The sequence below is a fragment of the Paenibacillus sp. M-152 genome, from assembly GCF_003856555.1.
In the GTDB taxonomy this organism is placed as follows: Bacteria; Bacillota; Bacilli; order Paenibacillales; family Paenibacillaceae; genus Paenibacillus; species Paenibacillus polymyxa_C.
On record NZ_CP034141.1, the window covers coordinates 4,226,089 to 4,250,701 of the forward strand.

The window sequence follows — 24,613 nt, forward strand, 5'->3', positions numbered from 1 at the left end:
ATCCAATTCGCCTATAAAAGATTTTTGTATCCTTCATTAAATAACTCTATGAACCTACCATTGCCTGTTATATTCCTAAAGCCAAATCCCTTGATTTACGGGCTTTTTTCACGATTTCTAAAGGTTAAACACCTTACTCTATATGGCATTATAATGTGAACAAATTGAAACTAAAACATACATCATATCTGGAAAATATGGATTATAAAAAAAGAGGCTAGCGCACAGGGCGCAGCCTCTTTTCTCATCCGCAAGAATGTAACCACTCACCGTTACGGAAATATTCTGTTACACATAAAAGGCTTCAAGCTGATGCACAATTTCGGCCTCGTCATGCTCTACCACCTGCTGGTGTTGTGGCTTGGAGAACAATTGTTCAATTTGCGCCGGGAACTCCTGCTTAATATCCACCAGACGGATCGCCTCATCGAATTTGGCCGGATGTGCTGTCGCGAAGGTCACACAGACTTCGTCTGCGCCATTATACGCCTCATACGCGGCAATACCGCAAGCCGTATGCGGGTCGAGCAAATAATCATATTCAGCCTTGTATTTTTTGATCAGCTCCAGACACTGCTCATTTGAAGCGCCAAGCGCTTCAAAATCTTGCTGAACTCGCTTCAAATCCTCTGCTCCGATCACAATCCGTCCCTCGGTTTTGAGCTTATTCATGTACTCAGATACCTTGGCTGCATCCTCCCCAAGGAAATAATACAGGTATCTTTCGAAATTACTTGCCACCTGAATGTCCATGGAAGGACTATATGTGCTTTTGAAATCGCCTGGCTGGTATTCGCCTGTCTTCACGAAGCGCTCCAAAATATTATTTTCGTTCGTGGCAATGATCAGCTTATGGATTGGCAGACCCATTTTCTTTGCGAGAAAGCCGGAAAAGATATTGCCAAAGTTGCCGGAAGGCACGCTGACATTGATCTTCTTCGCACCCGCAGACTCCTGCGTCCGGAAATAAGCATAGAAGTAATATACCGTCTGCGCCAAAATACGCACAAAGTTAATCGAGTTAATCGCCCGCAGATGATGTTTGGCTTTGAAGTCCAAATCTGCAAACAGGTCCTTAATCACTTTTTGACAATCGTCAAAGTTTCCTTTTACAGATAGATTCAGCACGTTCTCATCGTCTACCGTCGTCATTTGCAGTTCTTGTACCTTGCTCACCTTTTGATGCGGATGCAAAATACAGATTTTGATACCTTCCTTGCCTCGTACGCCCTGAATGGCTGCCGCCCCGGTATCGCCTGAGGTTGCACCCAAAATGTGAATGATTTCATTCTGCTTCTTGGACACGTAGGAATAAAATTCACCCATAAATTGCAGCGCCACATCCTTGAACGCGAACGTAGGTCCATGGAACAGCTCCAAAATAGACAGGGAATCGTTGATCTTCTTCACTGGCGTAACTTCCGGATGACGGAAGCTCGCATAGCTGCGCTCCACCAGTTGTTCCAAATCTTCACGAGGAATCTCATCATTGATATACAGCGCAAAAACTTCCAGCAGCAGCTCTCTGTAGCTCAATGTAGCCCATTGCTCCAGCGTAGCTCCCGACACGGTCGGAATCTGCTCCGGTACCATCAGACCTCCATCGTCAGCTAACCCCATGAGCACGGTATCAATAAATCCCTTGGCTTCTACTCGACCTCTAGTGCTTATATATCTCATATACATCCCCCAATAAAAATTCAATTCGAACCTTTTTTCGAATATATTATTGTCTATAATACCCTGTCGCGGTGCTGTAACCAAGCCTTTTTTTCATATTTCAAAGACTTTCTCCTACTTTACCATACCCTGATGCATCAGGCATCTGTAATCACCAGGCAATCGGAACGTCAGAAACAGGACGTGAGTCTGAAAAAAGAAGGCTGCTCCAGCCATTACGAGCCTGAAATCGAGAGTGCAGCCAGCTTGAGCGAAGGAGAAGTGCAGCTTCCCGTAAAACGCAAATCGTTGCCAACTTCCTCTACCTGCTGTAGGACGTCAAAGAAGTTACCTGATACCGTAATCTGATTGACCGCTCTGACCACTTGCCCTCGCTCAATCCAGTAGCCCAGACAAGCCAGCGAAAAATTACCGGACGCCGTATTCGTACCCGCATGCAGCCCTTGCAGCTCGACAATCATCAACCCGCGATCCGTCTTGCGAATCATGTCTTCCAACGTAGATGTGCCTGGAGCCACGTACAGATTATGATACGACACCCCAATTTTACTGTTATAGCTGCCTTTGGAAGCATGAGAGGTACTCTGCACCCCAGCCTTGCGAGCCGTCTTGCGGTTATGGAAATACGTCCGTAGTTCTCCATCCTTGATAATCTCGTTGCGGCGTGTCGCACTACCTTCAGCATCAAACGTACTGCCTGCGGGAACATTCTCCATCAGCGGATCATCAATCAGTGTGATATGTTCGCTTGCCACCTTTTGTCCCAGTTTCCCAGCTAAGCGTGAAAAGCCTTTATCCACCGACTCCGCAGAAAATACCGACGTATACGCAGCCAGCAATTGCGCTGCTGCATCATGACGGAAAATGACCGGATAGTTATCCGATTGGATCGTGTGCGCCCCCAGCTTGGAAACGGCCTCTTGTACGGCTTTATGCGCCACATCCGCAATATCGATCTCCTCCACGCTCCGCAGCGAATAATCATGCCAGCCCCCGGTAACAGTCTCGCCATGCTCTGCTGCAATCACATACACATAAGCGGTCGCCAGACTTTTGCGACGATGGCAGTGCAGCCCTTTGGTATTCACAATCAGGACCTCATTCTCACGAATGCTGACCGAGCAATGCCGAGCCATCACAATCCGTGGGTCTGCGGCAAGCGCTGTACGCTCCATTTCCAGCGCCGCTTCGATCAGAATCTCAGGAACTGTGTCAGCAAGCGTAGAGGCATAAGCAGGCTGCTCAGGGTAGCTCTCAGAGCCTGCAAACAGCTCATCCTGTTCCTCGCTCTCCAATATATCCGCGTTGCTGCGAGCTTCTTCCAATAAGAAGTCGATCACATCCGGTTCCAGCTTCTCCGTAGAGGCATAGCCCATTTTCCCGTTAATGACACCACGGAAGGAAAGTCCGCCATTCTCAACGATGGTATATTGGTCAATCTCTCCCTTCAGCACCTTTACCGAGGTAGAACGTCCATTTACATAGTAGATTTCCATATCCGCATAGCCCATTTCCCGGCCTTTGGCGAACAATGCTTCCTGAAATTGCTGAATATTCATCGCCTATTCCCCCTTCCGTCCACCGACGGTCATCTCGGACACCCGTATAGTAGGCTGTCCGCAGTTGACCGGAAGACTTCCACTGACCGAGCCGCACATCCCCTGACCATGATCCAGATTGTTGCCGACCATATCAATATTTTGCAGGGTTTCAATCCCTTTGCCGATCAGCGTTGCGCCTTTGACCGGCTCGGCAATTTTGCCGTTGCGAATCATGTACGCTTCTTCAACCGCAAAATTAAACTCGCTCGTCGAGGTGTTCACCGAACCACCGCCCAGCGATTTGGCATAGATCCCGTACTCCGTATTGGCAATGATCTCTTCACGGGTAGACTCCCCATTCGCAATGAACGTATTGTTCATACGGGATGCAGGCGCGAATTTATAGGACTGTCTTCGTCCCGATCCTGTCGCAGGTATACCCATCTGGCGCGAGCCCATGCGATCGATTAGATATCCTTTTAAAATGCCGTTCTCGATCAATACGTTGCGCTGTGTTGGCGCTCCTTCATCATCGATATTGAGCGAGCCCCATGCATTCGGAATCGTTCCATCATCTATAGCCGTGACGAGCGGTGAAGCCACCTGCTGCCCGATTTTATTCGCAAACACAGAGGTTCCATGCGCCACCGCTGTAGATTCCAGCCCATGCCCACACGCCTCGTGGAAAAGAACGCCGCCAAAGCCATTCTCAATCACGACAGGCAGTCTGCCGCTAGGCGCATATCTCGCTTTGACCATCGTGGACGCAATCCGAGCAGCGTGTCTCGCATTTTCTTCGATATTCAGATTCTCCAGGAATTCAGTCCCAGCATACGCTCCCGGCCCACGGAACCCGGACTGTCTATGCTCCCCATCAGTCGCAATCGCGCTTATTCTCATGCGTGTATACGTACGGGTATCCTTCACCAGCAGCCCGTTACTATTGGCGATTAAGACGTTCTGGATCGAGTTGCTAATCCCAACAGAGGTTTGCGTGATGGAAGGATCGTATTGGCTTGCCGCCTCATGCGCCCGTCTCATCATGTCGATCTTGGCACGTTTCTGCGAACCGTCAGGAACGATCGCAATCGGATGTTGGTTAGGAATCGCATGAGGATGGAGTGTAATGGTGTGTGTACCTGGTGCTCCACCGCCGCGAATAGCCTTGGCGGCCGATTTGGCCAGTCGGATCAGGCTCTGTTCGCTCATATCGCTGGTGTACGCATACACCGAAAAATGCTCCTTCATAATCCGAATGCCAATCCCAAAATCTCGGCCTGACAGCGCCGTATCCACGATGCCTCCAGTCATGCCCAGTTGCCCATTGGTGCGGTCCTCGACAAACACCTCTGCAAAATCCCCGCCCGTCTCCAGCGCGGCTTGCAGCATATCCTGAATCTGTGTTGGATGTATCATCACGTTCCTCCTCATTTTTGCCATGTTTCATATTGTACGTCTAAGCGATCAAGATAATATGCGGGTTCATGTTTATTTCCCATAACTTTACTATACATGATGTGGGAGTGGGTGTAACTATCTGGGTGGCAAGTGTTGGGAGGAGCTTAAAGATTCAATGTGTGGGATAGAGGGATTGAAATGAGAAAACCCGATCAGACCGTGAAAGGTCATGTCGGGTTATTTGAGCAAATTGAGTACTGGGTGGATTGAGCAAGTACGTGCATATGAGGCCGCTACGTAGACGGATCATTCTTCCGATCGCTGTTGCCCCCTGATTTTTTTAATTATATTTTAGCGGTTAAAACCCGGGGTCAAAGGCGAACGCTCCGCTTCTTCAGAACGATTCCGTCCCCTCCGCTGTTATGCTTGGGTTTGTTTCATTTGGTTTGCTAAAATACTTTTTTTCAAACGAACTTTAAACAGTTCTCTTCGTAAATCCAGTTCCATGATATGAAGATGGTCGGCCGCTTCTTTGACCGTATCCATGTGTAGTACGCTCGCCTTTTGAGAAATAATAGCTAGCGCATCCCAAATGAGCTTTGTGCATGTTTTAAGTCTCTCTATGTGTTCGTCTTCCTGCTGTACCAAGCTCTCGTATTCTTTAGCCGTATTTTCAGATGAGTTTGTATGTTCCATGCTCTTTAGTATCTTAGGTTGGGTATCCAAGTTATCATCTCCTTTTACTCAAAGTGTATCAAAGGATGATAACGGATATGGTACGTAGATACGTAGCAATTAGAAAATAATAGATAAGGTTATTATGACAATTTAGTGTGCAAGATAAAATAAGACCCTTTGACATTCCAAGATAAGGATTATATCAAACTTACAAGTTTTAAAAGTACAACTAAATGAATGGATATTTTTTCAATTCAAATCATTAGTCCCGTGAAATAAATTATCCTTCCTTTCACGCCAAATGGCTGTACCTTAAAAGAAATACCTTCTTCACAAAATGAGCTTCAATTGTAAAAAGAGCTGCCGAAACAGCTCAAGGAATACTTCATGATCACACGCATTATTTTACTTTTTCAAGATGGGTATCCATATTTCACTTTTGAAAGTCAGTGAGGTTATATCTTTACTCTCATTCCACAGGATTTCCGGACCTTCTATTTGTTCATAGTATGAGGATGGAAACCATTCGGAATAAATACGGCCCCACACATCTTGTAAAGTATCAGGAAATGATCCGATTGCTTCAAATACTGCCCAGGTTGAGGCAGCAACTTCAAGTTGTGTTAGGTTATCCGGACACTCCTTTGTTGTTGCAACGCCAATATAGTGATCAAGCCCCCCTTTTTCCTCCATTCTACCTTCAGAAAAGTTCGTGGATGCGCTAAGCAACCCCATAGGCTCGACATTAGAAATTCTTTTAAGATTATTGATCGTTTCACCATCTAAACTTTCCCACATCGCAGCAATCTCTGGATTGACTCCGTTGAAAATAATGGGAACTCTTTTTTGGATACCAACGATGCGGAATGCCCCTTTTTCTTCAATTCGATAGTTCATTTCACTTCCCCCTTTAATTGATAACTGGAAGGTCATTCGTGGATATGCTTTAAGTGAACGGCCATTAATTCTGGCTTCAGACGGCGTTAATCCATGTAAATTTTGAAAAGCTCTTGTAAAAGAATCTGGTGAATTGTACCCGTATTTAATCGCGATATCAATAACCTTTAGTTTGTTATCTTTAAGCTCGAACGCTGCAAGAGTGAGGCGTCTGCGGCGGATGTATTCTGATAACGTAACACCTGCAAGAAAAGAAAACATCCTTTTAAAATGAAATTCAGAGCAGTAAGCCAACCTTGCTACCTCTTTAAAATCAATTTCGTTAATCAGGTTCTCTTCAATATACCTTATCGCTTCATTCATGCTCTTAAGCAAATCCACTATATGACCTCCTTCATCAATAGAATAACAGTAGTTGAATGTATCCATCCGACAATTCCTGCACAATTATATAGGGTCTATTCCTATTCATAAATTTAGTGCGAAAACATATATAACAGAGCCTATTCACCATATGTATCAGTTTAACTTTCAAAATTTTCCTCGTAAAAAAACTTGATATCCTCAATTACATTTGAATCAGCATGTAGCCGATGAAACCATTGAGCTTCACATTCTGGCGTTTGAAGTACTTATCAGTAATAGATGGCTGCAAGCCCTTTTCCAGCAAGCGTTTGACTGTCACGGAATTTTAAATCTGAAGTATTTTAATTTGTTGTGTAATGGTATTATAGGTAAAATTAGGTTTCTGTTGTGAGTAAGAAATGTTAGCACAGGGCAATTTCATTAAGGGGAACCTGTATAGCTAGCCCTCTAAACTGTAATTATTGGAGTAAAATATCTAGTGCAGTATAAATGAATGGAGGGCAATATTATATGAAGTTGTGTAAAAGTATTGTTTTATTTTCTTTGGCGGCCTTATTATTGTTTTCGTTAAACATGGGGAACGTAGATGCGAAAGCGACTGTCATTAAGGCACCAGTGATTCTTAAAATCAACCAATATTACATCTTATACACATCACCTGATGCGCCATACATCGATAAACAACAGCGTTTTATGATTCCATTACGTGCAGTAAGCGAGTTGCTTGGAGCGACAGTAAATTACGATGCGCCTAAAAAAACAGCCACAATTTCTTGGGATCACAAAAATATAGAAGTTACAATTAACTCTAACAATGTAACGTATAATGGAAAAAACACGAAAATTGATACTGTACCTGTTCTTAAACAAAAACAAGTTTTTATTCCTGCCAAGGTACTACTTGACGGCTTAAACATTAAGGGCAGCTGGGAGGATCAATTGTTAACGATTAAAGATAATAAATTCAAAAAAAGTAAAGTGATTTCCTATTTAGAGGGCGGCTACGATCCAAATACAATCCCCTTAAGCACGGACATAGATACCAATAAAATTCGCCCGCTATCTTATGAGCTAACCTTACCAGGAGATGGTAGCAGTTCAAAAATGGGAACATTATCTATAACCGCTCGAAATATATCTAGTAAGGATTTGAAATTAGGTAGCGAAGACCTTCGGCCCACTTTCATTACAGATATAAGCTACCAATACGATAAGCAGGATAGAGATCGACCTGCAGTGCAAGCAGGAGCAACTTTTACGCGTACCTGGAACAAAATAGATCTTTCGTCTACAAGTTCTTCCAACAATTTTCAATCCAACCCTCTTAAATATATCGTAGCTGTCGGCAACACTAAAGATTAAATTAGGGGATCTAGAAGACCCTAGACATGTTTAGAACTATAGGAACATCAATTTCCAATAACTTCTCAAGCAAGGTATGCTGATATATTAAAATAAACGATTTTAAATCTATATAAAGGACTATTTAAGCAAAAGCGCCCATACTTTACTGGGCGCTATTTGTAGCCCTCTTTGCCTTTGAGAATTACTTTGCGTAATAGAGAAGAACCTAAAGATAAACGTAATGATGAAATCAGTGAATCTCACAATATGACAACACTACAGAACATGAGATAAGGAATATAATTCAGCTTTTATCGAATATAGCAAGATCATTGAATGAGAGAAAAGCTTTTTATGATGAAAAATCTCGAAATAAAAAACTACACTTTCTAAAAATATTTAGTATCTCGCAATAAGAGGGGCACGCCGCCCCTCTTTACTGTTTTCCCAGACATCTTCCAAGTTATTTGTCATTGTGCAATGCAGTAACAACCCTAAAGCGTTTTTTGAATGCAGGAACATATTCAAGTTGCTCTCAAATCCTTGTGCATCAATGCTTCTCATTTCGATATATTACTACCACGCACTCCACATGTGTCGAGACTACGAAAGGGATATATTCCTTTTTATTATATATATCACCTATACTATCAAAAGCCACTCCTTCTCACAACGCTCCCTTTTTCCAGATGATGCTCTTTCTCCCTTCACTTCTATCGCCCCACTAATTTCATATGCGCCTGTATTTAATTTACCCGAATCCATAATCACGATTAAATCAGCCCAGTTCCTGACTTCGAAAGGCAATTGCTCAAAATTACTGTCAACTTTCTCTCTTCCCACACCTCTCCCTTCCAGTATTACACATTGAAAATACCCCAATGAATGGGTCATTTTGTAAACTAAATCTCTCTTTCAACCGATATATACATAATGCTGGACTGTTATTTAAATATCTCCTCTTGCCCTTTTGTACCTTGAATGATTGCTTACTCGGGACACCTGTATCCGATTAAGAATGTTTTTGTACCCAACAAACCCTGTGATACATATCGGTCTTGACCCCAAGTTGTATTCATCCATTTCTTCTATAGTCAGACTCGAATTAAAAATGTTGCACTTTACTTTTGTAATCAGCCATCACATCTAGAAAGGAGTCATGAACTCACTTGAGCATATTATCAGATGGGATCGGGTATGAAAGCCTACGCTTTTATGGCCCCTTTCAGCCACAACACATCGAAAAACTTCAAATAACACGTACCCTTAATGATCATGCCTATTTACATATCAGTGGTATGCTCTCCGAAGAACAGGGAGCCGCATGCATCGGACAAAATATGGAGCAAGAGCCGATTGTGATTCGTCAGTTGGATGATCAAGGACAATCGCTAAGAAGACTGTTCCACGGGATCGTTACGCAAATGTCTGTGAATTGCACACGTGGAGTATATACCTTTGAACTGAAGGCCGCTTCCCATTCGTACCAGATGGATATTAAGGTGAAAAGACGCTCCTATCAAGATATTCACCGTACTTATGATGATCTGGTCACTACGATGATTCGAAAATATCAGTACGGAGATGCCATTGATACCGTCACGAACTATGCCAAACTGGACACTTTTGTTTTACAATATGAAGAGACCGATTGGGCGTTTTTAAAACGTCTCGCTTCTCGCTTTGGCTCCGTACTTGTGCCAGAGGTAACCGCAGCTTCGCCCAAGGTCTTTTTTGGGATGCCAGAAGGCAAGCAGCATAAAGTGGAACGAGATGTATTTTACAGGGTACGAAAAACGTTTCATGAGCCGGATGCGGAAAAGCCGGGAGAACAACGTGCTGGCTCGTATGTCACCTATATGATTGAAAGCCTGCAATACTATGCGCTGGGTGATTTCATCACGTTACCGATTGGACAAGGTAAAGAGTTGGTCGTCGTTCGGGCAGTGACACGATTAGAGGATGGCTTACTGCGTACCCGTTACGATCTCCAAGCGGAACAGAATATTCGCTATGCCCGGTATGAAAACGATCAGGCCACCGGGATTTCGCTGACAGGAACGGTGCTGAAGGTACTTCAGGATTTTGTGCAGCTTCAACTGGACATCGACCCGAAGCAAGATCCTGCCAAAGCCTGTTGGTTTCCTGTAGCGACTCGATATGTAGCAGAAGAACATAGTGGCTGGTACGATATGCCTGAAATCGGGGAACAGGTCGAACTGTATCTGCCTACTCACCGCGAACAAGATGCCTATGTAACGGATTCGCTCCGACAACAACGCCACGCAAATGGACAGCCGAATGTAAAGGTATGGCAACATGTGCAAGGTAGCAGCGTGGAGATGTCCGAGCAAGAGCTGACCCTGTCTACCTCCGATGGATTTTCGATTACACTGCACGAGGATTCTGGCATTACCGTTAGCAGTCCGGGGAATGTGCAGATTCAGGGTGGTCATGTGAAGCTCAATGCAGGTGAAGAACTATCGTTAGAAGCTGGTACGGCGCTATACTTAAAAGGTGGGGCCAGCAGCATGGTGCTCGATGGTGAGACGGATACCAAAGCTCCAGTGATTTATCAGGAAGGTACGGTGAAAGCACCTGTTTTCGTAGCTGACCTCCCTCCTGTACCTGAGCCGCCATTGATGAGCATCAAAGCCTATGAAGCAGCTCAATCAGCAGCCAAAGATTCATCTAGCAGTCAAGCCTCTCCCCCTAAAGCAAAAGTCACCAGTCCAGCAGAGCTTAAACAGGCGAATGCCTTGATGGGTACGGTGTCCAAGCTATTAGGTTCCATTCCGGTGATGGGCAAAGTGGCTGGTGCTGTTATAGGAGCACTAAGTGGGCCTGCGGCGGGTGTCATTCTGAAAGCAACCGCAGCGATCCCTGTTCGGAGCAAAGGGACCCCTACCGTTGGAGGAGGCGGTAAGGGAACCAGAATTCATCCGTTAAAATACTTGGCTGGTTTAACAATGCAGGGACTGGTCAGTCAATACGAGTATGAGCGAGCTCAGGAAGCCTATTATAACAAGTGGATTTTGGGGAAAGTGTATACAAGTGCTCGTCATGTGGCTCATTCCGGTGGAACATTGGAGCTGGTTCAAAACTTGCTGAAAGAGTCTAAGATGATGGTTCATGCGTATCAGCAGGTTCCTAAAAGTGTTCGTGAAAAATGGATTAGGGATTATATGAAGCAACAACCTCCTCCTAAGCCGCTTTCCCCAGAAGAAGAAAAATTACAGAGAACAAGAAAGTATGTGCAAAGTATTCGTGACTGGGAAGCTAATCGTCCCGAACCCCCTAAAAAAAGCTTTGGCGAGGAAACGACACTCTTTTTCCAGGGCATGGAGGAAACAGTTCAAGCGAACGTTGAAGGCTTAAAACAGTTAAAAGATGCTCTTATCGAGCATCCTGTGGATACTATAAGTACTATAGTGTCAGGCCAATATGAAGAGGCAAAGGGAAATTTGGTATTTGCTAAAAATTATGTTTTGGATCAGGAAAATGCCAGAGAAGAGTATCTCAAAGGTTTAAAAGAAGACGATAAACGGATGTTAGAGAAGGGCCAAAGTTACATGGAGGGTGAGACATTAGCTGGGATGCTAATTAGCTCTCTTCTGGGTAAGGGAAAAATAAAAGGTGGAAAAGGGAAACATCATAATTCCAAAGATGCTCCAGAACCAAAACCCTTGAAGCCAACGAATGAGCCGAAATCGAGTCAAACTAAAACTGAGGGGACGGGTAAAGCTAATCTAAAAAAAATTTCCCGAATCTCTGAAGTTGAAGTCAATTTCAAAAGGAATCCAAAACATGATAAAGTAGAATTTGAAAGACAGCTAAAGGCTCAAGAGGAAGGACTTAATTCCTTAACCGTTGATGAGTTTATCAAAAATAGAGATAGATATTTAAAAGAAGGACGAGCACCCGAAGGTGATACTGCGCAAAAAGCTGCGAGAGAAAAAGCATACTTGGATAAGGTTACTGAGTTAAGAAAAGAAGGAGTGGATAAAGAAGAAGCAAAAAAACAAGCTAGTAAATGGCTAGATGGTCAGGCGGCATTACATAATCCTGATCAAATTGCTGGAGGTATACCAGAACATGTCAGTGGAGTGGGGGATAGAAGGATTAACTCTTCTCTTGGCTCCCAATGGAAAAAAAGGGCGGGTAAAATAGATGAACATGTAAGATCAGCTGCTGAATCTATGACCGAGGCAGAAAGAAAGTCAACTCATTTAAATATTAAACTAACAAATTAACAGAGGGAGATCAGGATGGATATTGGAATTTTTAATGATTTTGAGCTACATGAAAAGGCTTCTGAAAAACTGATTAATAAATTTGAAGGTAAAGTACCTGAGCAATTAATAGAAGTTTGGAAGCAGTATGGCTTTGGTAGTATCCTTAATGGATATTTAAAAATAGTAAACCCAGATGACTTTCATTCTTTGCTAGAAGAGGTGTATGTAAGAAGCAAAGAGACTCTGGTTTTATTTACTACTTCCATGGGAGATCTACTTATTTGGGAAGATAATAAATATTTACTTTTACTTAATTTTAGAAGAGGAAAGATGCAAGGCATATCATCTGGGTTTGAATTTTTTTTCTCTGACCTAGAGGATGATTCATCCCTGCAAAACGATCTAGATTGGCTACCATATCCTGATGCCATTGAAAAATACGGAAAACCAGCATTTGATGAATGCTTTGGTTATGTTCCACTTCTAGGATTAGGCGGTTCCGAAAAGGTAGAAAATCTAGAAAAAGTCAAACTAATTGAGCACATATATTTGATTACCCAATTCACGGGTCTTGTTGAGTAAGAAAATTGCTTTCAAAATCATTATACTCCTAAAGGCTCATTCCAACTTGATTTATAAGGTGGATAAGGTTTTTATCTGTTCAAGATTAGTAACTAAGTAACATAGCAAGCCACTTACTGCACTAAAACAATGACTTGCCATCCCTCCCCATCAGAGTTAACATACACACACTTCAACAACGGGAGGGAAAATGTATTTATGTCAAATTGGCCAGAATGGTTTCTCGAAGCATTACGCCAACGATTTTATCAACTAGAACTCGCTGGCGAACAAAACGCTTCATGCTCATCTGAGGACAAAAATCTATTCACTCAAATGGATCAATTCAAAATCAACCAAACTGAAGATATTCAACATCTGCTATCCGAATGGGAAGAAAGCATAGGCTATCAGTTAAGCCAAGACAAACAATCCATCTATATGGAAGGAGTAAAAGACGGGATTCGATTGATTCTTCCCGTCATACACCCCACAGTTACTCGTTAGCTTTTGATCACTTTATCCTAATATTTCTTTTGTTTACATTTTTAAAAAAGAACTTACAATGCAACAAGCTAGACACAAAACAACTTAGTAAACACTTATAACGACTAAAAAAGTTCCAAAAATATTTTACTACTATAAAAATATGAGAACAAAATGGGGAAACCGTATAGTTGATCCAAATCGAGGGGAGGAAAGTTATATTGAATGAGAAAATTAATTTACTATATAAAATGCGCTTTATGGAAAATGAGGGGGATAATATAGAAGCATTCGAGGGTATTCTGAATGAATTGTCCCTTGAAGGGACGAATGATATAATTCCCGATCTCTGTACAATCTTCGAAGATGAAGTTGCCGAACCGTCTGCTGATGATTATCTTATCGAAACCATATTTTATATTGCAAACCGTAATGATTTAGGAGAGGGCTTATACAAATTGGCTCTGGGTGTTCCTAAAATGTTACCCCATGCGGAGTTTTGGGCAGAGAGAATTCATCGAACAATTTTAAATTCAAAAGATCTAGTGGCTCCTTACGGCAAGGTTTTAGACAAATTAGAAATTTCAAATAAGCAAGTTATTAAAGAAATTTTACTACTGATCAATGATGATGATCCGGATTTTTTTTCAGAAGAGGCCCTCTCGCTTTTAGAGAAATTAAGTTAAATATAGAGTCCTGGCTTTAATATAAAACATTTACAATGAGGTGATATTTGCTCTGATTTTACTAAAGATTATTTTAGGAATGCTGGTTATATAAAGAATAAGAATAAAATTTGTAGAGACAATAAATTGAGATGAAAACGATTAAATATACACAATTATCTATATGATGAATATCGAAAACTAAATAACATAGCAAGCTGATTTTTCTGTAATCTTCGTCTATATGGAAGGGGTCAAAGACGGGATTCGATTGATTCTTCCCGTCATGCAACCCACACATATTCGTTAGCCATTGATCGTTTTAGCTATAGTTTCTCTAGTTCCTAAATTCATGTAACAACACTCTATTAATCTTCGATAATTTCATCTATGCTCATTCCACTTTTCAAGGTAAAAACAAAATGCGCTGGTGAGAGAATCGTGATCTTCTCCACCAACGCATTGAATAGGTTATCATCAAATTGTTCTAGTATATCTTGCCGGGAGCTTAGTACCTGAATAATCTCATCGACTCGCTCCTTGATTTTTTCCTTCTGATCCTCTTCCTCCTCTAATCTCAGCATCTGTTGCCGTAGCTCGTTTAGTTCACTGGACAGTCTGTTCGTTTCTTCATCATAAACCGTCTCATCTATCTGATTCCGAAGCTTGAGATTCACTAATTTTTTCAAGTCGGATTTCAATTGTTGCATCTTTCCTTCGATGTCTAATAACGATTTTTGCTCTACTCCGCTGGAAAGTACCGATTCAATATTAGCTTTCAGCGTTTTAATTAACCTTTTCTTGTCCTTATACATCCGATTGAACAATCGTACAAACGCGGAATGTAAAACTGGTTCATCAACCGATTTGGCATCACAGGCTGCTTTACCTTCATTGACATACGTTTTGCATTGCCATACCACTTTTTTAGATGGGTTATTACTGTTCCAGGTTCGGCGTTTAAAAATGGCTCCACAGCATCCACAATATACCTTACTACTGAGTGCATATTTACTGGAATATCTTTTACTCTCCCCCATCACACTCCCTTTCAGCTTGGCTCTCCGTTCCTTTTCCTTTTGCACCGCTTCAAATAGCTCCTTGGATACAATCGGCTCATGGTTGTCCTCAATTAAATATTGCTGCTCCTGTCCTTTATTCCTTATTCGTTTGTGGGTTAGAAAATCTACCGTCACCGTCTTTTGCTGAAGCAAAGCTCCGTAATATTTCTCATTGGTCAGAATTAAGGTAATGGAGGAATCCCACCACGTATCGCCACCCGTGACTGTTTTAATCTTATCTCGCATCAAACCTCTAGCTATCGCTTGATAGCTTTTCCCATCCAAATACTCCTCGTATATGCGCCGCACAATCTCGGCTTCCTTCTCATTAATGACCAGTTCACCATGTTCATCCTTATCATAGCCGAGGAAGCGGTTCGTGTTACAGAAGACTTTGCCGTTTTGGAAGCCACGCAGTATTCCCCATCGGCTATTTTCAGAAATGTTTCGACTCTCATCTTGTGCAAGGGAACTTAGGATGGTTAGCAATACTTCACCTGTGGTATCCAGTGTATTAATATTCTCCCGTTCAAAGAATACAGCCACTCCAAGACTTTTAAGTTCCCGTACATATTTCAATAAATCCAGTGTATTTCTCGCAAACCTCGAAATCGACTTGACCAGTATGAGATCCAGTTTACCGTTTCGGGCATCCTGTATCATCCGATTAAAGTGTGTTCTATTTTTAGTGCTGGTTCCGGTGATGCCTTCGTCTGCGTAAATATCAGCCATTTCCCATTCCAAGTTGTTTTGAATGTATTGGGTATAGTGGTTTACCTGATTGGTATAGCTCTCCTTTTGCTCCTCAGAATCGGTACTAACCCGACAATAGGCAGCGACTTTCTTCTTTAGAATCGCTTGGATTCCCTCTACGATGTCCATCGTTTTAATGGGAACGATCACGACTTTTTTTGCGGTTGCGGCTTGGGCCATAGTTGTTTCTCCCTTCGATATCTTCTTTATACGGTCACATGGTATAATGCGTGCGGTACATCATCAAGTCCATTTCTGTCCATGTGATAGATATTTGAAAGACTTTTTATTCAGCTCATCAATCGCTATGAACTCTTCTTCTGTACCCACTACTGCTTCCGGCTTTCACCGTCACACTATTTCCTGTGCTGGCTGTCATGCTTCCCATGATCGGAGTTGAATCATCTTGATTTCGTAGGCTCCACTCCACCGACTGGTCAAACACTTCCGTTCCATGATCATAAATGTGGCTGACGTATGAGGCGCTTTGTCCTGTTTTGAGGATAGGGTTTCCAGTAGTAGCTATCGAATAGATATGCGTTCCCGTTTCGACGACTCTCAATTCAATGGTACTTCGTACTGTTGGGTGATACGTTAATTTTACGGTGATGCTTGTTTGGCCCAAAGCGATGCCCATAACCCGACCTTGCTGATCTACACTAATTATACTTGGATCACTAGATATATAGGTAATCGTTGGATGGGCTATCTCATTTCCATTATCCGTAGCAGTCACATTCAACGGTATTGTTTCGTTTAGAGGTACATTGGCCATCGTTCCCTGATGAATATGTAATGCATATGTATGAGCAATCTCGTACTTCCATCTATCTGCAATGTTATTTTCCACGTCATCATAAGCTGTATTTATGCTATCCAATGTGCAGCTTAACTGGATGATGCCATTTAGGATACGATCCATTCCAACTATTTTAAACGACTGATGAGTGATGTAGAATCGTTGGTTCAATGCGATGTTTCGCGTGTCTGCATTGTCTTGTAGTCTAACTATAATATTTCCCTCTGGCATGGAGATAACTTTACCTGTTTCCGTTGAAAACGTTCTGGCTTCTACCACAGCATCAAACCATTTCACCTCTCCATTCCAGTTTATAGCTAGTCGTTGATTACACTTTTTCATCCTGCCCCGACACGACTGTTCATTTTGATCCACCTGACTGGTAATTAAATATCGTTCATCACGATAATCAACGCTATCTCCTGTATGTAAGGGTGTTGCCGCTCGAATAATTTTTTCATCGGTCATTTGAAAGGTATTTGTAGCATCCTGAATTAGAGCAAGCTGTCGCATACCATTGATATGTACAAGCTCTCCCTTCTCTCGTAGAAAGAAATCCAGCATGGGTTCTAAGCTCCGTGTCATTCCTCTTCCTCCAATCCAAAATCCGGCTTGCAGCGATACAGGTACAACTCCATATAATCACTCCAATCCTTCATGTCCAAAATAATAAAGACATCCTCGCTGATTCGAACATAGCAAGTCGACTGCCATAAAGATTCTAATGGAATGAAAGCTCGATATGTCGTCTCTAGTATGTAGCCATCTTCAAAAGAGAAACTTTTGCGATAAGGTTGTACATCTACCATCATAGACATAACAGGTGTGAAATTGGTATTATCCAAAATTTCTAGCTTCGTATCATAGAACATTAATCTGTCCCGACCTTGATTTTAGGTAAAGGAAGAGCAAGTCGAATACTTATCGGAATCCCTGTTTCATATGTGGCTGAGCGTTCACCTTCTTGCTTATTTATAAGCCCAGTCGAATCCCTATTCTTATAGAGATATACGGCATAATCGACTATGACATGATCGCATTCCACAGGCAGTGTTGCCACATTACAATAGCCATAAATATTACTCCTCGCTTTATTCAAATAGTGAATCAAGATATCGTCTTTCGATATGTCTGTTGGTTCCAAGTTTAATAATCGTTTAAGTAAAATCAATGAATCACTCATGTGCTGTCTCCTTTTCCTCCTTTACCTGTGCCTTCTCGGTACGTTTCATATTCTTGACAGTTTGAGCTTTCGTTTGGGCTGCTTCTTGCTTAATCTCATCTGGTTGAGGTTCCTCCACTTGCTCATAATGCCCACTGGCCTGTAACCGCAGCATTAACTCCTGGTCTGTGACTTCCCATGTGCAGCCTGTTTCCTGATTCAAAAACCACATCTTATCACCCTCCAAAATATAAAAATAGGGTATCCAAAACGGACACCCTAAACGTGTTTCTTCTATTATAATGTGTTCTCATATCATCCACTTTCAATTAAGACTTATTGGCTGTGAGTACAGTAAGAGCCTCTGGCTTGATACACTTAGCTCCAAACACCTGTAAACCTTTTACTGCATCCGAAAATTGCTTCTCTGGTCTGAAGGCTTCCACTGAATCCACTTGACCCGCAAACGATATGGCGCTCTTATGACCCGCAATAATTTTATACTTGGCTCCTTCGGTATTCGGCACATTGTTGGATTTGTACACCGTCATACCATCAATATCTCCTACATAACCTGTACGGATGATATTTGAGTCTTTCGTGAAACGAGCATCTTTTAGTAGCAAGCCATAGTACCATGCAGGAACCACTACAAAACGCTCGCTTTCCGGTACATTGTTTTCATCCAGCAGCACGCCAAGATCAATCAGTAAATCATAGGCTGTATCTTTCGTGGGAATTACGGGTGCTGCATCGTTTCCTATCATATTCTCGGCTTTGACCTCCGTGTAAAATCCAGCAAGATACTGATCGACCACATTGGCTAGTCCATACGAAGCTTCCACGATCCCACCATCCAGCAGATTCACATTCGCTTGCGCAGCATCGACATCATCCACCTGAAAATTGAAATACTTCGCTTGATCAATCACCAATGTTTTTTGCGTAGCATCCAGTTCCTGTGGATTCCCGATTCCAGCTACCTTGTCATAATTGCCAATCGTCACCGCTCCAATCGAATTGATTTTCACTGTGGAACCCTGACCTTTAATTTCTCCTTCATAATCGGTGTTGACCACATTCCCATACACCAGATTCTTTTTCAGGTTTTCATTTAAACGTGCGCTCCAAATGGTAGGAATAAAATGTTGTACTGTCATATTCTAATCACCCTGTCCTTTTCTATTTGATTATTATTTGTTTTGTAATGCTTGTTTGACTTGATCCCAATGCTGATTGATCTCACTCGGTGACATGCCTTTAATCGCTTCTAATGAAAATGCGTTACCTGTTGAACCAACCGGAGGAGTATAGCCATCTCCTTTGAGTCGTTGCTCAACTTGCTGCTGTACAGCCACTTGCATCGATTTTTCCAACATAGCCAAATTCGCTGTCGTCGCTTCTTCATCTGTACCAATAAAAAAATCCACTAACGGGAGTGGAAGTTTCTTTTCGGATGCAATTTTGATCGCTTGGCTAGTCAACCGTTCACGCTGCTTCTCTAGCTTCATATTTTCCACTTCGGCTCGTAGCTTCTCAACTTCGATTTCTCTCTCATCCTTCGCCGGGAATCGCTTCTTGATCTCAGCATCCACTGCACTTTCCAAATGGTTGGCTTTCCACGTTTCCAAGGATTTAGCGGATCGTTTGTCCATTGTGCTATCGAACCAACTTTTCGCTTCCTTGTTAGATTGGATGTATTGCTCTATCCCTTCTACGTTATATGAATTCAAATCCTGAAGATACGCTTGCCATTCCTCATTCGTTTGGTTTTCTTCAATCAACTGCTTCACTTGTTCCAATTGCATTTTCGTTTAATCTCCTTTATTGCCCATTCGACTCTGTAGAACCGAACACGCTTATGTATGGAGCCTTTTTATGTCATGCTCAGGACAGCAATGTAACGCATTAGAAATCACAAAAACGAGGAAAAGGTACAAACATGCCAACTCCCCACTTTTGCCTATTTTTCACCCTTTGTTTATGCGGATTTTGGATAGCCTAAAGCGTAACACCGAGTCTGTATAGGTTCGAGCTTTCGAACACGCATATGTATGTTGAATTCGTTTAACGTCATATCTGATACAATGATGTTACGCATTAGAAACCGCAAAAATGAGAAATAGGGACAAACATACTCCCTCACCATTTACGGTTGTTTTTCACCCTTAGTTTATATGGCTTTTGGATAGCCTAAAGCGTAACATCGAGCCTGCTTTTTCTCATCTGGCGCATCCGTAACTTCGACTTTTCGTTCGCATTCTTATCTCTGCATTTCTCACAATATTTCTGCCGATTCGAATTTGCTGAAAATGTAGCCCTACATTTCGGACAGTTCACCCTCGGTTGCGCTGTTTTAAATTCAGATTCTACATTCCGCTCAGACTTATATTCTTGTTCTAACTTTTCATCTATGGGTAAAACCCCATTTTCAAAATATGTACATCGAGGCAGAGAATCATCTTGAGCGAAAAATACACAGGGACTATCCTGTAAACAGCAATAGTTTGTAATACCATGCTTCGCCCCGAGATAACACGCACAATTATTTTTCATCAGCCGCTTGATGCTATTTTTATTCTGCATTTGAGACCTCCTTATCCGTAGTAGTTAATCGTTGCTGCTCCGAATGAAATTTATTGAATTCCAGCTTCGGATTCTCCACAAATGGTAATAGTGTCAGCAATGTTTCCTGTGAAACTACTTCTTTCAGTTTCACAATCACATCAGCCATCCCAACCAAATCTGTCGGCAAGTTACGAGTAAACTTCACAGCGATATCTCGGTAATCATATTGCTCGCCTTCTTTAATGTGCAAAAAGGTGAAGAAATTTCGTAGACGCTGCTTGATTGCCTTTTCCATTAAGGCTTCACGCATTGCCACTCGATTCTCCAAATTTAACAGCTTGTTTCTCAGAGCTAAGGAAGACGTATTACTGGCCCAATTCTCATTGAAGTTAACCTGATCCATCATATCGAAGATTTTGCGTTCAATATTATCCAGCTCGTTCTTTACAAAAGAATCGTTAATCTCCTTCGTAAGCCAGCTTACCTTCCCCCCAGCCGGAACTTGAATAATGCCCATCTTCTTCATATTCAATAAGTCCTCAGTTTCAAGCTTGGCATTCTCAATCACGAGATAGGCATTGCGATGATCTGCAATTTCATTGACCAAATCGGAATTCAAGGTATTGTAGGCATCAAATAAAGAAATCACATCATGGAAGCCGCTTTTCCTCTCTGTATTGGCTGGACAGGAGATAAGCGGGACTCTTCCAAAGATGTGATTATGTTTGCCGATATATTTTAATTCAGATGCTTGGTTCGACCTACTCCGATTGTGTTTGTCGTCGTTGCCGATTGTATAATGTAGAATTTCATGGTCGGTATACACGTCCAAATACACTTGCTTATCAAACCGTCTCGTAAATTTATGTAGTCCTAGTAGTACATTTCGTTCTGCTGTTCCATCTTCCAACACATACGCATTCAAAGGGGATAGCACCGTCGCTGAAAACTGGCCATCGGAGTCGATATAATTCAATTCATAGCTCTCACCAAAGATTTCAGATTGTTTCCGAAGCTGTAGATTATGCTCCTTGTCCCAATGACTCATATGTACGTCTATGTTATGTATAGCTTCATCTTGATCCGACTTGGACACATAGTTTACTGGCTTACCGAGCAGATAACCAACTTCATTATCTACGAACTTACGTGGGAAATTAAAGACAAGCTTTTGATTGCTTCGGCTTTCTTGCAACGCATAGTTCTTTAGAATAGCATGCTGACCATTGTAGTAGTCTGAGTATTTCTGTTTGGCTAATGCAATCGAATGGAGTTCATTTAGACACTCTAATACGATTTGTTCGGTTATTTGCAAATAGGTTCTTCCTTTCAAGATGTAATTGTTGCTTAAAAAATAAAGAACCACCTTTTAATAAGGTAGTTCCTTGTTGAATTAACATTTCCTTTCACCGTTAATACTCTGCTTAAGTGAAGTATGGGAAGTGATCGCGCATAAAATGAGTTAACGCATCCTTCAAATTTCTATGCTGTTTCATATATTGAAACAAGATGGCCGAGGTAAGCACGGTTTCATAGTCCTCGATAGTAATAGTCCAGAACGGTGGTTCCTCAGGGTTATAACTAAATTCACTAACGATGCCATATGCTACACCTAGCTTGTCAATCCTCTCGTGTAGGATCTGATAGATCTCACCACTCAATTGATGAATATCACTCTGTTCCAGAGCCTTCTCCTCATTCCAGCCGTCCATAGAATATTAGCCTCCTTACATACCCGTAATTAAAGAAAAATCACTTTATACAACTGTATTACTTATAATCGTCAGAAAACCGTTCTTTTTAGCGGTATCAATTAACTGTTCAATGGATCGATTTGCGGTATCGCTAAACAAGTACCACTCATCTTTAGATACGTCATGAATCAAAATCTCTGGATATTCTGTTAAAGGTTCAGATGGGAAAGAACGAATTAAAGAATAAACATCAAAACGAACTAAGCTGTTCCCTTTTGGGTCTAGAAAATCATATTGTGCATTTTTATAATAGGACCCAAGTGTGTCAATTGTGAATCTACAAGAGTAGTCTGCAGGTGCTTCGACCTTTTTACCTTTGTTTTTCACAAAAATATTATAAATTGTTTTGTTATATGCATTTCCATTAATTCGCTGAACTACGCCGCCCATAGTCATATGGTATTCATGCTGCAATGCTTTTACTTGTACACCGTCTATAAACAATGGTTCAGTATCAACAGTCACTACAAAGTTGTTGTAATTGACATGGCATCCAAACGTCTCTGCAATAAAACGAAGTGGAACAAATATACGATTATTCTTCATGTATGGTTTAACATCAAGCAGCATCTTTTCACCATTCTTCTCCGCTGTACTACTGTTCAGTGTTAATATAACTTTCATATCGCTTTTAGCGAGAATAACCCCGGAATTGGACCATTCGACGCTAGCCCCCAAATTTTCACTAATAACACGTAAAGGTACCATTGTACGTTTGTTCTTCATTTCAGGCTTCACATCGGATGCAATAGCAACACCGTCAACTTTGATTTGATTTTCTGCTGCATACGTAGTTGACGATAAAATAAATAAAAAGATTGCAAGAAAAACCCAAAAGAATGCTTTTTTCATAAATGATAGCTCCTTTTTTAGTTAAATTTGTTGCACAGTAACTTTCCCCCATATTAAGACGCAACTGGATAAAATTTGTTGCACTCTCCTGCTCGTTAGCTAACGAAATTAGATCAAATAAAGAATGAGTTTTTAGCAAAATCCTCAAAACAACAAACTACGATCATAAAATTTCAGACTCTTGACCGACTGAATCAATTGAACGGCCCCGTATAAACTATCTGGCGCGTCATCATATGTACAATTTCGATTGTAATTCTTCACTTGATGGTTGTATCTGATGTTATCTGCATTGAACAGAATATGACCCTTCTTAACTTCTGGTTCCAGACTAATAATGCGCTCATGTTTCTGTCCCTTGGAATGTACACTTACTACAGGTGTATGTATCTTCGCTTTCCATAACTCTTCTTCAAACTTTTGCTTCATATAGCTTTGTGCCTGATTGACTTCAAAGCCTAGCTTATCTACAGGATAAAGCTTCAATTTTTCAATAGCGACTTGGAACAAATCATCCGGCAGCAGTTTATAGATGTTGCCGTCAATCACATACATTTGCTTCGTCTTCCTGTGCTGTCCAATAATCGAAATGGCCGAATAGTCATTTTTCTTTCCTGCTTTAATGGCTGGATCAATATACATCGCCATTTCCATATCCTCAAATTCAGGCAACCTGTCCCAATACATGAGATTCTGAAATATGTATTCATCGGTTGAACGCGGATCGTTTTGTAATTCTTTATAGAAGCTCTTTTCACCCATGGCTTGTTTTTTACACATTAGGTAGTAGTAGTCCAAATACTCGCTCCACAGGATTTCCGTCCCCTTTAGCATTTCCTCCTCATTCGCCATGAAAAAAGACAAGGCTGTGTTGATCCTGTCCTCATCCTGCAAGTTATTATATTGTCGTTCCCACTCTGACCACAGATCATCACGTTTTGAAAATTGAAGCACGGCTGCTTTACGAACACTTCGCACACCAGGAATTTTACCTTTGAGCAGATCGGCCATAATATCTTCTTCATTCAAAATGGTTCCACAGATCAGGATATTCGTATCCCTTGTGCCAATAGGCAGAATGACATCCGTAAACGTATTTTTAATTTGTTCTCGCTTGGCTTCGGATCGAGCCGTATCCTCCTTGAGCAAATCATCCATTAAAACCAAGGTAGGACGATGATGCTTATAGTGAATTCCTCTCAAGCTACCGTCAATCCCACGAATCATAATACATGAGTCCAGTCCACCTTTACTCTTGAGCCATATTTCATTGTTGTTCCAGCGACTACCTTGACGAATACCGAAATCCTCAATCAGCATCTGATTTGTTTCTAGCTCATCTTTGATCATATCGAGGAACGGAAGAGCAATTTGTTCTGTCGCAGATATAATCAGTGTAAACTGTGATTTATCATAAAGTGTGGCATACAGCGGAAATAAAAAAGAACTGATTGTCGACTTTCCATGCTCCCTTGGGAGGCCGAAAGCCGTAATCAGTCCAGTATGGGCAAGCATATGTCTTAATTCCGTGAATAGCTCTTTGTGAAACTTGCCAAATGCTCGATCAAAGTATTTAGGAAAATAGGCCAACGCAAAAAACTCAATGTCCATCTCACCGATAAGCTTGCGTAATTCGGAAAAAGAGAATGTTTCGATCAGTTGTTTCATTTTCGGTGGCTTAAAATGCTTCTCCATATACTGTTTAAGCAGTTCAGCTTGGCGTTGCTCTTCTTGCTTTATCGTTTCAATGGGCATAGCTCCTTTCTCAAATTCACTATAAAATCATCACAAAAATTTCTGCTCCCTTTGCTGG

Annotated in this window: 22 protein-coding genes; 5 read left to right on the forward strand and 17 right to left on the reverse strand. The window is 41.6% G+C overall.

Going from position 1 to position 24,613, the window contains the following annotated elements; translation table 11 throughout:
• Window positions 1–288 precede the first annotated feature (288 nt).
• The 5 genes from thrC to EGM68_RS18455 form a co-directional block, all read right to left on the reverse strand.
• Window positions 289–1,680, reverse strand: coding sequence for a threonine synthase (gene thrC, locus EGM68_RS18435; RefSeq protein ID WP_040103165.1), 1,392 nt, complete (start codon window positions 1,678–1,680; stop codon window positions 289–291).
• A 215-nt stretch (window positions 1,681–1,895) separates the two neighbouring features.
• A complete protein-coding gene (locus EGM68_RS18440) occupies window positions 1,896–3,239 on the reverse strand; it encodes a TldD/PmbA family protein (protein WP_040103164.1) in 1,344 nt (447 codons plus the stop codon).
• Window positions 3,240–3,242: 3 nt separating this feature from the next.
• The gene (locus tag EGM68_RS18445; RefSeq protein WP_129549756.1) at window positions 3,243–4,637 is read right to left on the reverse strand and encodes a TldD/PmbA family protein; all 1,395 of its coding nucleotides are present in this window, start codon (window positions 4,635–4,637) and stop codon (window positions 3,243–3,245) included.
• A gap of 402 nt (window positions 4,638–5,039) precedes the next feature.
• On the reverse strand, window positions 5,040–5,345 hold the full coding sequence (locus EGM68_RS18450; protein WP_240664069.1) for a hypothetical protein: 306 nt from the start codon (window positions 5,343–5,345) through the stop codon (window positions 5,040–5,042).
• A 357-nt stretch (window positions 5,346–5,702) separates the two neighbouring features.
• Window positions 5,703–6,575 carry an AraC family transcriptional regulator gene (locus EGM68_RS18455; RefSeq protein WP_129549757.1) on the reverse strand — a complete coding sequence of 291 codons (873 nt, stop codon included), beginning with the start codon at window positions 6,573–6,575 and terminating at the stop codon, window positions 5,703–5,705.
• A gap of 495 nt (window positions 6,576–7,070) precedes the next feature.
• Between EGM68_RS18455 and EGM68_RS18460 the strand changes: the two genes are divergently transcribed.
• Window positions 7,071–7,922, forward strand: a complete 852-nt coding sequence (locus EGM68_RS18460; protein ID WP_129549758.1) for a copper amine oxidase N-terminal domain-containing protein — start codon at window positions 7,071–7,073, stop codon at window positions 7,920–7,922.
• 624 nt (window positions 7,923–8,546) lie between these two features.
• Here EGM68_RS18460 and EGM68_RS18465 read toward each other — a convergent pair.
• Window positions 8,547–8,747, reverse strand: coding sequence for a hypothetical protein (locus tag EGM68_RS18465; RefSeq protein ID WP_129549759.1), 201 nt, complete (start codon window positions 8,745–8,747; stop codon window positions 8,547–8,549).
• Window positions 8,748–9,073: 326 nt separating this feature from the next.
• Between EGM68_RS18465 and EGM68_RS18470 the strand changes: the two genes are divergently transcribed.
• The 4 genes from EGM68_RS18470 (at window position 9,074) to EGM68_RS18485 (ending at window position 13,872) form a co-directional block, all read left to right on the forward strand.
• Complete coding sequence (locus tag EGM68_RS18470) at window positions 9,074–12,157, forward strand: polymorphic toxin type 15 domain-containing protein (protein ID WP_240664071.1); 3,084 nt, start codon at window positions 9,074–9,076, stop codon at window positions 12,155–12,157.
• A gap of 15 nt (window positions 12,158–12,172) precedes the next feature.
• Window positions 12,173–12,721 (forward strand): T6SS immunity protein Tdi1 domain-containing protein, encoded by a 549-nt coding sequence (locus EGM68_RS18480; RefSeq protein ID WP_129549760.1) that lies wholly within the window; start codon window positions 12,173–12,175, stop codon window positions 12,719–12,721.
• Window positions 12,722–12,919: 198 nt separating this feature from the next.
• Complete coding sequence (locus EGM68_RS25780) at window positions 12,920–13,207, forward strand: hypothetical protein (protein WP_165263975.1); 288 nt, start codon at window positions 12,920–12,922, stop codon at window positions 13,205–13,207.
• Between the two features lie 230 nt (window positions 13,208–13,437).
• Window positions 13,438–13,872, forward strand: coding sequence for an Imm30 family immunity protein (locus EGM68_RS18485; RefSeq protein WP_129550345.1), 435 nt, complete (start codon window positions 13,438–13,440; stop codon window positions 13,870–13,872).
• A 347-nt stretch (window positions 13,873–14,219) separates the two neighbouring features.
• Here EGM68_RS18485 and EGM68_RS18490 read toward each other — a convergent pair whose 3' ends face one another.
• From EGM68_RS18490 to terL, 11 genes are all read right to left on the reverse strand, one after another.
• Entirely contained in the window at window positions 14,220–15,845 is a 1,626-nt protein-coding gene (locus EGM68_RS18490) for a recombinase family protein (protein WP_129549761.1), read from the reverse strand.
• Window positions 15,846–15,963: 118 nt separating this feature from the next.
• The gene (locus EGM68_RS18495; RefSeq protein ID WP_240664074.1) at window positions 15,964–17,049 is read right to left on the reverse strand and encodes an Ig-like domain-containing protein; all 1,086 of its coding nucleotides are present in this window, start codon (window positions 17,047–17,049) and stop codon (window positions 15,964–15,966) included.
• On the reverse strand, window positions 17,046–17,336 hold the full coding sequence (locus EGM68_RS18500) for a hypothetical protein (protein WP_129549762.1): 291 nt from the start codon (window positions 17,334–17,336) through the stop codon (window positions 17,046–17,048). Before EGM68_RS18500 ends, EGM68_RS18495 begins: the two co-directional genes overlap by 4 nt.
• Window positions 17,336–17,647, reverse strand: a complete 312-nt coding sequence (locus tag EGM68_RS18505) for a phage head-tail connector protein (RefSeq protein WP_129549763.1) — start codon at window positions 17,645–17,647, stop codon at window positions 17,336–17,338. The genes EGM68_RS18500 and EGM68_RS18505 overlap by 1 nt, the downstream gene beginning before the upstream one ends.
• The gene (locus EGM68_RS18510; RefSeq protein WP_129549764.1) at window positions 17,640–17,858 is read right to left on the reverse strand and encodes a hypothetical protein; all 219 of its coding nucleotides are present in this window, start codon (window positions 17,856–17,858) and stop codon (window positions 17,640–17,642) included. Before EGM68_RS18510 ends, EGM68_RS18505 begins: the two co-directional genes overlap by 8 nt.
• Before the next feature lie 97 nt (window positions 17,859–17,955).
• Window positions 17,956–18,786, reverse strand: coding sequence for a phage major capsid protein (locus EGM68_RS18515; RefSeq protein WP_129549765.1), 831 nt, complete (start codon window positions 18,784–18,786; stop codon window positions 17,956–17,958).
• Between the two features lie 33 nt (window positions 18,787–18,819).
• The gene (locus tag EGM68_RS18520; protein ID WP_129549766.1) at window positions 18,820–19,434 is read right to left on the reverse strand and encodes a DUF4355 domain-containing protein; all 615 of its coding nucleotides are present in this window, start codon (window positions 19,432–19,434) and stop codon (window positions 18,820–18,822) included.
• Window positions 19,435–20,201: 767 nt separating this feature from the next.
• The gene (locus EGM68_RS18530) at window positions 20,202–21,509 is read right to left on the reverse strand and encodes a phage portal protein (protein WP_129549768.1); all 1,308 of its coding nucleotides are present in this window, start codon (window positions 21,507–21,509) and stop codon (window positions 20,202–20,204) included.
• Window positions 21,510–21,618: 109 nt separating this feature from the next.
• The gene (locus tag EGM68_RS18535) at window positions 21,619–21,906 is read right to left on the reverse strand and encodes a hypothetical protein (protein ID WP_206099032.1); all 288 of its coding nucleotides are present in this window, start codon (window positions 21,904–21,906) and stop codon (window positions 21,619–21,621) included.
• A 45-nt stretch (window positions 21,907–21,951) separates the two neighbouring features.
• Complete coding sequence (locus EGM68_RS18540) at window positions 21,952–22,800, reverse strand: copper amine oxidase N-terminal domain-containing protein (RefSeq protein WP_129549769.1); 849 nt, start codon at window positions 22,798–22,800, stop codon at window positions 21,952–21,954.
• A 144-nt stretch (window positions 22,801–22,944) separates the two neighbouring features.
• Window positions 22,945–24,555, reverse strand: coding sequence for a phage terminase large subunit (terL, locus tag EGM68_RS18545; protein ID WP_240664075.1), 1,611 nt, complete (start codon window positions 24,553–24,555; stop codon window positions 22,945–22,947).
• Window positions 24,556–24,613 lie beyond the last annotated feature (58 nt).